This window comes from Rothia sp. HMSC062F03, from assembly GCF_001836905.1.
Taxonomy (GTDB): Bacteria; Actinomycetota; Actinomycetes; order Actinomycetales; family Micrococcaceae; genus Rothia; species Rothia mucilaginosa_A.
Window position 1 is genome coordinate 11,055 of the sequence record NZ_KV830886.1, and the last position, 10,759, is coordinate 21,813.

Here is a 10,759-nt window from a genome sequence, read left to right on the forward strand (position 1 = left end):
AACCTTGTCGGTGGAAACCTCAACCAGGGGCTCGTCAACCTCAACCTGCTCGCCAACTTCCTTCAGCCAGCGGGTCACGGTGCCCTCGGTCACGGACTCGCCCAGTGCGGGCAGCAGGACCTCGGTGCCGGAAGCGGAGCCAGCGGCGGGAGCAGCCGGAGCGGGTGCTGCGGGAGCCTCAGCAGCCGGAGCGGGAGCTGCGGGTGCAGCGGCAGCGGCGGGAGCAGCCGGAGCAGCAGCGCCGGAACCGTCGCCAATGATAGCCAGAGCAGCGCCGACCTCGACGTCCTCGTCCTCGGGGACGAGAATCTGCTCGACAACGCCTGCTACGGGGGAGGGAACCTCGGTGTCAACCTTGTCGGTGGAAACCTCAACCAGGGGTGCGTCAACCTCAATGGTGTCGCCGACCTCTACGAGCCAGCGGGTGACGGTACCCTCGGTCACGGACTCGCCCAGTGCGGGCAGTACTACGGTGTGGGACATAATCTTTCCCGTTCTCCTTGGTGAATGCTTGAACTAGAAAAATGTGGGGCGGCAACCCGGACGCGCGCCCCCGGTTCAGAACCGGGGAGCACGCATCCGGGTGCGGGGCGTTGTTCAGCGGATACGCCCGTCACCGCCTTGACCTGAAAGGTCGTAACTAAGCCGACGCGAAAAACATCAGCCAGTAAAAATATGTGCGCCTGGATTATGCGCTGTGCAGCGGGGTGCCGTTTAGGAGCATTGCTGCCTCACCCAGGGACTCGTTCTGAGTCGGGTGTGCGTGGATGAACTTGGCGACGTCCTCGGGGAATGCTTCCCAAGCAACCCACATCTGAGCCTCACCAATCTGCTCACCCATGCGCTTACCGATGGCGTGAACACCAACGATGGGGCCGTCCTTCTGGCGAACAACCTTGACGATACCGGTGGCGCCCAGGATAGCGGACTTACCGTTACCGGCCAGGTTGTACTCAGCGGTCTCAACGTTGTCAGCGCCGAACTTCTCCTTAGCCTTGGGCTCGGAGTAACCGACGGATGCAATCTCGGGATCGCAGAAGGTGACCTTGGGGATGTTGATGTCTTCAACAACGGTGGGGTTCAGGCCAGCGATTTCCTCGGCAACGAAGATGCCCTGCTGGTAACCGCGGTGAGCCAGCTGAACACCGGGGACGATGTCGCCCACTGCGTAGATGTTGCCCACGCCGGTGTGCAGGCGCTCGTTAGCCAGGACGAAGCCGCGATCCATGGGGATGCCCTGCTCCTCGTAGCCCATGTTTGCGGTGTTCGGGCCACGACCAACAGCGACCAGAACGATGTCAGCCTCGAAGACCTTGCCGTCTGCCAGGGTGACCTTAGCGCCGTTAGTATCCTGCTCGACCTTCTCGAAGAAGGTGCCGGTGTTGAACTTGATGCCGCGCTTCTTGAAGGCACGCTCCAGGACCTTGATGATTGCGGGGTCCTCGTTCGGGACCAGGTGGGGCAGACCCTCAATGATGGTGACGTCCACGCCCATAGCGTTCCACATGGATGCGAACTCGCAACCAATCACGCCGCCGCCGAGCACGATAGCGCTCTTGGGCAGGTAGTCCATCTCCAGAGCCTCGGTGGAGGTCAGGATGCGGCCCTCAATGGGCAGACCGAAGGTCTTGGAGATCGAACCGGAAGCCAGGATGATGTTCTTACCCTTGTACTCCACACCGTTAACGGTGATGGTGTCCTGAGCGGTGAGCTTGCCCTCGCCGGCAATGATCTCGATGCCCTTCATCTTCAGCAGGCCAGCGAGACCCTTGAACTTACCGGAAACGATGCCGTCCTTGTAGTCGCGCACCTTGCCCATCTCGATGGACTGCAGAACAGCGTTGACACCGACCTTGGATGCCTCGCGTGCGTCCTCGGCCAGCTCAGCTGCGTGCAGGTAGGCCTTGGTGGGGATGCAGCCGGTGTGCAGGCAGGTGCCGCCGACCTTTTCCTTCTCAATCAGACCGACGGTGAAGCCCAGCTGGCGTGCGCGAATAGCTGCAGAGTAACCAGCGGAACCGCCGCCGAGGATGAGGATATCGAATTCTTGAGCCACGATATTGCTCCCTTGCATAGTTGGTGGGGTACGACCCCGTGCAATGAGTTCTTACCTTATTGGTAGGTTCCCCGGCACACACAGCAGGCCCGTATCAAAAAGACGCGCGCCCATCCGCGTACGCAGAAAAACACTTAATACAACAATACCCCCGATACCGCCCCTTTAAGTTCACTCAGGGCGGTTTTTAGCCAAATAATCCCGCAAAGAGGCCAAAAAATTCGAGGCGTATAGCATGCTGGACACCCCGTCCGGTCGTTCTCGCACGGGGATGCTGAAAGGCCCGGACGGGAGAAGAAAAGCTCCCTCCCCAACGAACCGAGAAAAGGCGGAAATGACCTCAACGCAGCGCGCGAGGCGCCCCGGCCTGTTCGGCCGAGGCGCCTCGCGCATCCCTATATAACCGTTCAGCAATCAGCGGAAACCCTGCAGAAAGGAAGCCCTCCGCAAGAGTCCCGGCGCCGCCGAACCCTCTACTTGGCGTAGGACTGGATGAAGTTCACCAGGGTTGCGGTACCGAAGCCGGTACCCTCCTTCGGGGTGTAACCGTAGGGTGCCTCTTCGTTGAACGCGGGGCCCGCGATGTCCAGGTGTGCCCACGGAATACCTTCGCCCACGAACTCCTTCAGGAACAGGCCCGCGGTCAGGGCACCGCCGAAACGCGAACCGATGTTCTTAATATCGGCAACCTGCGAGTCCAGGCTCTTGCGCAGGTAAGACTCCAGCGGCATGGGCCAGTAAGCTTCACCGGCGGATGCGCCGGCACCCTGCACGCGCTCGCGAATCTCCTCGTCACCCAGCAGAGCGGCGGTGCGCAGGCCCAGGGCGGCCATAGCGGCACCGGTCAGGGTGGCGATATCCAGAATGACGTCCGGCTTAGCCTCGGAAGCCAGCGCGATACCGTCCGCCATAACCAGGCGACCCTCGGCATCGGTGTTCAGCACCTCAACGGTACGACCATCACGCATGGTGATGACATCCTCGGGGCGCAGGGCGTGGCCGCCGGGCATGTTCTCGGCCAGGCACAGGTAACCGGTCACGGCCACCGGAACCTCCAGCTCAGCGGAGGCCACCACGGCGTTCAGCACGGCTGCGGCACCGGCCATATCGCACTTCATGGTCATCATCGAAGCGGCGGGCTTCAGCGAGTTACCGCCGGAGTCAAAGGTGATACCCTTACCCACCAGAGCCACGTGAGCCTTCGGGTTCTCGGGGACGTACTTCACCACGGCAAGAACAGGCTTGCGGGGAGAACCCTGGCCAACGCCGGCAATACCGCCGAAGCCCTCCTCGACCAGGCGGTCGTAGTGGAAGAGCTCAATCTCAACGTTTGCGTAATCCTCGGCCAGCTCAGCCGCAAACTCACCGAAGGTCTCGGGGTACAGGTGCGACGGGGGCAGGTTCACCAGACGGCGTGCGTCCTTGGTGGTCTCACCCAGGACCAGGGCCTGCACCAGTGCGGGCTCCGCCTCATCGGGATCAATCGAGGAAATAATCAGGACGGACTCAATCTCTTCCTTAATCGAATCCTGGGTCTTGCCGCGCATACCCTCCTCGATGAAGTTACCCAGCACGGCGCCGTGCGCGACGGCCTCAATCTCATCCACGGAGGACAGGCCGAAATCGAAGGCAATCTCCTCGGCGGAACCGGCCAGCTGACGGCTTGCCGAACCAGCGGCATAGCGCAGGGCATCCAGACGCTCCTGACCGGTAGCCTGATCGGAACCCAGACCAGCCAGAGCCACAATGCCGGCACCCGAATCCTCAAGACCCGGCAGACGCAGCAGCTGATCGGGGGCGCCCGAGGCACCCAGCGCCTCCAGCAGCTCGTTGATACCCTCGGCGGAATCCTCAGACAGCGAGTTCGGGGCCAGGTACGGGCCCTCGGAACCCTTCAGAACACCCAGGACCAGAACGTCGGCCTCCAGTGCCTCAAGGTCGGTGCTGTGAATCGACAGGGAAAGAGACATCGTTACTCCTTTGCGTATGTCTTCTTGAAACCATCCCACCCGAAGCTGGCGAACCGTGCGAAACGGTGCCCGTAGAGGCGGGATGCGCCGCGCAAAAGTACGCGGACTACCCGTTTCTACTCTACCGGATGGGGCGGGGGAGCGGCGCGTACGCTCGCAAGCCGTCCGCGGGGCTCCCCAGCATTTCGGCTCATGCAGGGCAGACCGTTCACCCGCCGCGAGAAAACGCCGAGATAGAAGCCAACACAATCTTCTTGGCTTAGAATGAAAGACTACGGAAAGCGTCTGTTGACAGAAAGGCGCGTCGGCCAGCCCCGTGACGAAACACGGTGTGGCGGGCCGAACGGATTCATAGTGAGGAGGCTGTCATGCTCAATCCCGAAGATCTCTACTTAGCGAACACCAAAATCCTCGACGATCCGCGGATGCACGGGCTGACCCTCGTCATCGCCCTCTCCAGCCCGCAGGACGCCGGATCCACCGCCGGACAGCTCGGGCAGGTGCTCCTCAGCGAGCTGAAGAACATTGAAATCGTCGAGTTCGACAGCGACCAGCTGCACAACTACCGCGCCCGCCGCCCCTTCGTGCACTACGAGAAGGACCACTTCGAGAACCCGCAGTACCCGCAGCTCAAGCTCTACGCCGTCGAGGATAGCCTCGATCAGCCCTTCCTGCTGCTCACCGGCGCCGAACCGGATCTGCAGTGGCAGCGTTTTCAGAAGGCTCTGCTCGGCATTGTGCGACGCCTGCAGCCTTCGCTCATCGTGCTGGTTTCGGCCTACCCCATGCCCGTACCGCACACCCGGCCCTTCCCCGTCACCGCGCACGGTTCCCGCAAGGACCTGATTCGCGGCATCTCGCCGTGGAAGCCTACCGCGGATATGCACGCGACCATCACCAACCTGCTCGAGGTGCTCTTTACCGACAACGGCTACGACACCGTGGGATTCGGCGTGAATATTCCGCAGTACATCTCCGAGGCCGACCTGCCGCAGGGCACCCTCATCGCCCTCGAGCACGTGGGCATGGCCGCGCATCTCTCGCTACCCACCGACGATTTGCGCGAGGCTGCCCGCCACGTGCACGGGCAGATTAACGACCAGGTCAAGCAGAACCCCGAAATTGGGCGCATGATTACGACCATGGAAGAGAACTACGACGAGAACTACCGTACCTCGGATATCGCCATTCCGCTTTCGCGACGGGACGCCAACAACATTCCGAGCCGCGACGAGATTGGTGCCCTCTTCGAACGCTTCCTGGACGAGCACTAGAGGAACGCTAGGCAGACGCTAACCGATTCGTCGAGGCGCGGCGCCGGGAGGAGGGGAGACTCACCTGCATCTGCGGCTCTCCAATCGACCGTACAGCGGGGCATTCGTGACCGAATGTGACGGAACCGCCGCGGTGCAGTACCCGAAAAACCGAATAAAACGAATGAATCTGTGGATTTTCTTCTCTTTACAGAGGAGATATCCACAGATTTTTTCTTTAACGGATGCCAAGGCGGCGCACCTGACATTGTGGAACCATGAACAAGCCCCGCAAGACCCAGAAGCCCAGCCCCCAGACCCCTAACACCCGAGATGGCCTCCAGAGCGCAGCAGTCCGGACGGATAGTCTTCCGAACGGCACCCCGAGCCCCGCGCCTCCCTCAATCTCCACCGAGTACGACGTTCTCAGCCACGCCCTCCACCACAACGGCTACTGGCCCGAACGCTCCCTCATCATCCTCACCGCCCACAACTCCGTCCTCGGCCCCAGCCTGCGCGTCAACCTGCCTGAAGAACCGCTCCCCGAAAGCCACCGCGCCGTGTACCTCACCGGCCTCTTCACCATGATTCCCGCCGAATACGACGGGGCGCCCCTCAACCGCTTCTACGCCATCATCGTCGATGGCGATAACGCCGTACGCCAACGCCAACTCGACCCAGCCACCCGAACCGCCGCGACCCTGCACGAAGTCGGCGCAGACATCACCGCGCAGAGCCGCATCAGCTCCTGGGCACACATGCTCTTCGACCCGCGCATCGTCGGCGAACGACGCTGCGAAGACATCATCTACGCCGGCGCCGCCACCGTGTGGGCTCTCAACGACCGCATGGAAGCGCTCACCCTTCTCGGACCCATCGAAGACCTTCACACCAGCCGCTACCAGGCATGGCGAACCAGTCTCGGCGACAGCATCGCGCCCGACGCAACCGGCAACTTCGCCCGGAGCCCCTGGGATACCGACACGACCAACAACCCCTCTGCCCGCGATGACTGGGAATCCGCCACCGAGCTCTGGAGCGCAACCCGCGCTCAACGCGTCCCGGTCACCACCACCGGCCGAGCCTACCGCCAGGCCCAGCTCGACCTCTGCTACTGGGAGACCGCCATCAGCGCTGTCGAACCCTACCTGAACACCCCGCCCGAGCTCAGCGAACGCACCATCGGCGACACCCTCCGCGAGCTCATCCCCGCCGAGGTCGCTGGGCACCTGCGTGCATCCCTGCAGCCCAGCACCCTCACCAACGCCTTCGAGGAGCACAGCACCCTCGAAATTCTCAGCCCGGAGACCCTGGCGTACCTCGCCGGGTACAGCCTCGACCGAACCCAGCAGGTACTCGCCATCCAGCGGTACACCACCGATTACATTTACTATGCCCTCGGCGGCGCCGCACCCCTCGGTGAGCCTCGCGAAGAGCCCATCGAACCGCCCCATTACGGCACGCGCATCACCCGAAAGGCCCGGATGCCTCGCAGTTTCACCGCCGCCTTGGCAGGCGAGGGGCCCGCCGTGCGCACCGTCCCCGCCAAGTGCAATCAGTGGCAAGACTGGATTCGCCGAACCCATCGCACCATCCAAGCCGCCGATCTCGAGCGCTGGACCTTAACCGAGCTCGACGGAATCGACCTCGCCGAAAGCTCCCTGCTTCACGAAGAAACCCTCCACGAGTACAGAGGCGGTCGGGTTTCTCCCTACGCCGCAGAAACGGACGGGGAAGCACCCGCAACCGATGAAGAAAACCGCGACCAACACATCATCCAACAGCTCAACAACAGCACCTATATGAGCGAACCCCGCCGCCTCGCGGCCCTCAACCACTACCGCGCCGCGCTCGCCGGGTCTGCCGATGTCGAGGCACCCGACTACCGCCGTCTCAACGCCCTCGAGCTTCTCTCCAGCCTTCTCGTTCCGGGCTCCAACACCGCGGAGTACAGCGCCCTACGCACCCTTCAATCCTGGAGCAACTGGCTCAAGGGACACAGCACCTACGCCAACCTGTTGCGCCACGAAGCACAGCTCCACGACCTCCGCCTCAGCCCCAACATCATCGATGCGCGACTCGCCACCGGAACCTGCCCCGCCTGGCTCACCGCTCGGCGTGCAAATACCGACGCGCTTACCGAAGGGACCACCATCAGCACCCTCAAGCCCCGCAAAAACACCCCGACCTACGGCCAGTCAAGTTGAAAGCCCCCGAAAATCTGCAATACTTATGTATTGACCCCGTACAGTCGATGCGCTATAGCGCGCCCTCAAACAGCTCAGTACAACGAGCCGCGGCACCACGTAAACGACCAACGCGAGCGGAATAAAAACCCGTCCCGCAGCGTTAATCGGTTCAGAGTCGCAAACACACCAAAGAGGACGCCAGCACAGACTTGACAGGGTCTTAGGTGTTTTGCAGACAAAGCACCCCAACACAAGCCAGAAAGGGTACTAGTGGCACCTGCACCCAGCAAGAAGACTGCAACCGGCGACGCAACCGAAGAAACCGCCGTCAAGACCACCCGCGCCACCAAGGCAACCAAGACTACTAAGGCTACTAAGGCAGCCAAGACCACCTCCGAGGCAGCCAAGGAAACCACCGCAGAAGATACTGCCACCGCAACCACCGCGGAAAAGCCCAAGCGCACCCGCAAGACCACCGCTAAGGCAACCACCAAGCGCAAAACCGGCGGACGACGCAAGAAGACCGGCGACGACTTCGACCTCGAACTCGACGACGATCTCGAAACCACCGACGCCGACGAAGAGCCTGAAGAAGACGAAGCCACCGTCGCCAAGAAGGAAGAAAAGAAGGCCGCCGAGGCTGTAGCAGCCAAGGGCTCCGGCTTTGTTCTCACTGCCAGCGACGACGACGATGCCCCCGCTCAGCGCGTCGTCACCCCCGGCGCAACCGCCGACCCCGTCAAGGACTACCTCAAGCAGATCGGTAAGGTCTCCCTGCTCAACGCACAGCAGGAAGTCGACCTCGCCATGCGCATCGAGGCCGGCCTCTACGCAGAACACAAGCTCGCCGAAAACCCCGACATGGACAAGGACCTCAAGAAGGCCATGCGCTGGGTCGTCCACGACGGCAAGCGAGCCAAGAACCACCTGCTCGAAGCCAACCTGCGACTCGTCGTCTCCCTCGCCAAGCGCTACACCGGCCGCGGCATGCTCTTCCTCGACCTCATCCAGGAAGGTAACCTCGGCCTCATCCGTGCCGTCGAGAAGTTCGACTACTCGAAGGGCTTCAAGTTCTCCACCTACGCAACCTGGTGGATCCGCCAGGCCATCACCCGCGCCATGGCAGACCAGGCCCGCACCATCCGCATCCCCGTGCACATGGTCGAGGTCATCAACAAGCTCGCCCGCGTGCAGCGCCAGATGCTTCAGGACCTCGGTCGCGAACCCACCCCCGAGGAGCTCGGTAAGGAACTCGACATGACCCCCGAAAAGGTCATCGAGGTTCAGAAGTACGGCCGCGAGCCCATCTCCCTGCACACCCCCCTCGGCGAAGACGGCGACTCCGAATTCGGTGACCTCATCGAGGACTCCGAGGCAGTCGTCCCCGCAGACGCGGTGTCCTTCACCCTTCTGCAGGAGCAGCTCCACTCCGTCCTCGACACCCTCTCCGAGCGTGAAGCCGGTGTCGTCGCAATGCGCTTCGGCATGACCGACGGTCAGCCCAAGACCCTCGACGAGATTGGTAAGGTCTACGGCGTGACCCGCGAACGAATCCGCCAGATCGAGTCGAAGACCATGTCTAAGCTCCGTCACCCGTCGCGTTCGCAGGTTCTGCGCGATTACCTGGACTAGAAGTTCATATCTAGCGGTTCTAACGTGCTGGCGGATGCTCGTGCAGCTGGTCTGCTGTCCGGCACGCAGAGGATGCTCGCGTAAGTTCTGCACAGCCGGCTTGCGGACAATGCTCGCGGGGGAGTGCCCCCTCTTCAGCGCCTGGGGGCGCTTCGAGGACGGAGCCCCCGCTCCGCATCGCCGCTATGCCGTCTAGGTTCAGTTTCACAGAGGCTGAGTATGTCAGGTTGGCTCTGCGGACAGTGCTTGCGGCACAGTTCCGCACGACCGGCACGCGGACAATGCTCGCGGGGGAGTGCCCCCTCTGCGGCGCTGAGCGCCTTGAAGACGGAGCCCCCGCTCCGCATCGCCGCTATGCCGTCGAGGTGCAGCGCTACTACAGGCCCAGCTGGCGCAGATAGCGTTCCGCAACCGCCTCCACCTGATCCAGGCCACGCACACGACCCAGCGCCTGTGCCCAGGCATCACCCGCAGGTTCCGAACCCACCGGCAGACCGGCCGCCGCCCACAGCATACCGACCATCGCTCCCACCGAATCCGAATCAGAATCCACCGACACCGCGCGGCACAGCCCCTCAAACAGGGTGCCACGCACCGTCGCATCATCAGCATCGGCGGGCAGATTCCTCAGCGCATCCGCCGCGCACCACAGCGCCGTGCCCAGCAGCTCCGGGGCGGTCCACCCCGTACCAAAATGCTCAGCCACCGCCTGCGGCACCGGCACCACACCGCGCTCCAAAAGCTCGAGGGCACGGCTCAGCGCCTCCACGGTGCGGGAACCATCACCCGGAATCGCATCATCCCCGGCAACCGAACCGCACCACGACACCACACGACGCGCCGCCTCCAGCAACGCGTCAAACGAGCCGGACGGGGATGCCAACAAATCGCGGATGAGCAGCGCGTACGCCGCCGCTGACACTAAAGCCTCCGGGTGGCCGTGCGTCAATGCCGCACCGCGCACCGCCAACATGACCACCGTGCGCTCCTGAGCCACCGGCAACAGCCCCATAGCCGCCGAACGCACCAACGCGCCACTACCCAGAGCATCAGGGTTCACCGACTTCGACACCAGCTGCATCTCACCGGTACCCAACGCCCGCAACGTCGCCGCACCCGGACCGCGACGAGCCGTCAACTCGTTCGACCCGTCAATTTCACGATCCAAAGAAAACGGGGCGGTCTCCGGCAGAGCCTCGCCAATACCGCGGAACCACCGCAAATACGCCAGCCACAGGCACGCCAACTCATCCGCCGCCGCGCCCTCGTTATTCCACTCCAGAACCTCCGTCAGGCCGTCTAGGGTGTAGCAGGTCAGCTGCGTATCATCGCTGATTAGCAGCTCGCCGTACGCGGCCTCCCAGGGCTTCGGGTTGCGCTCCGCGATCTGCTCCGCCGACAGCAGCTCAAGGGGATAGCCCAGCGCGTCACCCAGCGCAGACGCATACAACAGGCCGCGCACCCTGCCCGCAAACTCAGCCGAAACCTCAGGTGCACGCGTGAACTCAACAGAAGAAAAACTCATAGGGCGATTATCCCACGGGCGTTTAGGATGCGGGGGTAGGGTTACAAGCGGCTTTGCGCTCATGCTCGCGGGGGAGTGGATGCGCCAGGCGGCTTCGTGCTCACGCTCGCGGGGGAGTGCCCCCTCTTCAGCGC

At 62.8% G+C, this 10,759-nt stretch carries 7 protein-coding genes; 3 read left to right on the top strand and 4 right to left on the bottom strand.

What is annotated here, in order from left to right; all coding sequences use genetic code 11:
• The 3 genes from HMPREF2674_RS06440 to HMPREF2674_RS06450 all read right to left on the bottom strand — a co-directional run.
• On the bottom strand, positions 1 to 483 hold a 483-nt coding region (locus tag HMPREF2674_RS06440; protein WP_305793684.1), incomplete at its 3' end, for a biotin/lipoyl-containing protein.
• Positions 484 to 688: 205 nt separating this feature from the next.
• The gene (gene lpdA, locus HMPREF2674_RS06445) at positions 689 to 2,074 is read right to left on the bottom strand and encodes a dihydrolipoyl dehydrogenase (RefSeq protein WP_070483855.1); all 1,386 of its coding nucleotides are present in this window, start codon (positions 2,072 to 2,074) and stop codon (positions 689 to 691) included.
• Positions 2,075 to 2,529: 455 nt separating this feature from the next.
• Positions 2,530 to 4,026, bottom strand: a complete 1,497-nt coding sequence (locus tag HMPREF2674_RS06450) for a leucyl aminopeptidase (protein ID WP_070825175.1) — start codon at positions 4,024 to 4,026, stop codon at positions 2,530 to 2,532.
• A gap of 368 nt (positions 4,027 to 4,394) precedes the next feature.
• On the opposite strand from HMPREF2674_RS06450, the gene HMPREF2674_RS06455 reads away from it, so the two are divergent.
• The 3 genes from HMPREF2674_RS06455 to HMPREF2674_RS06465 all read left to right on the top strand — a co-directional run bounded on the left by HMPREF2674_RS06455 (position 4,395) and on the right by HMPREF2674_RS06465 (position 9,100).
• Positions 4,395 to 5,300 (top strand): proteasome assembly chaperone family protein, encoded by a 906-nt coding sequence (locus tag HMPREF2674_RS06455; protein WP_049343436.1) that lies wholly within the window; start codon positions 4,395 to 4,397, stop codon positions 5,298 to 5,300.
• Positions 5,301 to 5,557: 257 nt separating this feature from the next.
• On the top strand, positions 5,558 to 7,486 hold the full coding sequence (locus HMPREF2674_RS06460) for a metal-dependent hydrolase (protein ID WP_141761812.1): 1,929 nt from the start codon (positions 5,558 to 5,560) through the stop codon (positions 7,484 to 7,486).
• A 252-nt stretch (positions 7,487 to 7,738) separates the two neighbouring features.
• Positions 7,739 to 9,100 carry an RNA polymerase sigma factor gene (locus HMPREF2674_RS06465; RefSeq protein WP_070825176.1) on the top strand — a complete coding sequence of 454 codons (1,362 nt, stop codon included), beginning with the start codon at positions 7,739 to 7,741 and terminating at the stop codon, positions 9,098 to 9,100.
• A gap of 376 nt (positions 9,101 to 9,476) precedes the next feature.
• On the opposite strand, the gene HMPREF2674_RS06470 is transcribed toward HMPREF2674_RS06465, so the two are convergent.
• Entirely contained in the window at positions 9,477 to 10,625 is a 1,149-nt protein-coding gene (locus HMPREF2674_RS06470; protein WP_070825178.1) for an ADP-ribosylglycohydrolase family protein, read from the bottom strand.
• Positions 10,626 to 10,759 lie beyond the last annotated feature (134 nt).

Bases quoted from the DNA above. Each gene is read 5' to 3' on its own strand.
- lpdA (WP_070483855.1), bottom strand. From the start codon at position 2,074: ATGCAAGGGAGCAATATCGTGGCTCAAGAATTCGATATCCTCATCCTC.
- HMPREF2674_RS06470 (WP_070825178.1), bottom strand. From the start codon at position 10,625: ATGAGTTTTTCTTCTGTTGAGTTCACGCGTGCACCTGAGGTTTCGGCT.
- HMPREF2674_RS06460 (WP_141761812.1), top strand. From the start codon at position 5,558: ATGAACAAGCCCCGCAAGACCCAGAAGCCCAGCCCCCAGACCCCTAAC.
- HMPREF2674_RS06450 (WP_070825175.1), bottom strand. From the start codon at position 4,026: ATGTCTCTTTCCCTGTCGATTCACAGCACCGACCTTGAGGCACTGGAG.
- HMPREF2674_RS06455 (WP_049343436.1), top strand. From the start codon at position 4,395: ATGCTCAATCCCGAAGATCTCTACTTAGCGAACACCAAAATCCTCGAC.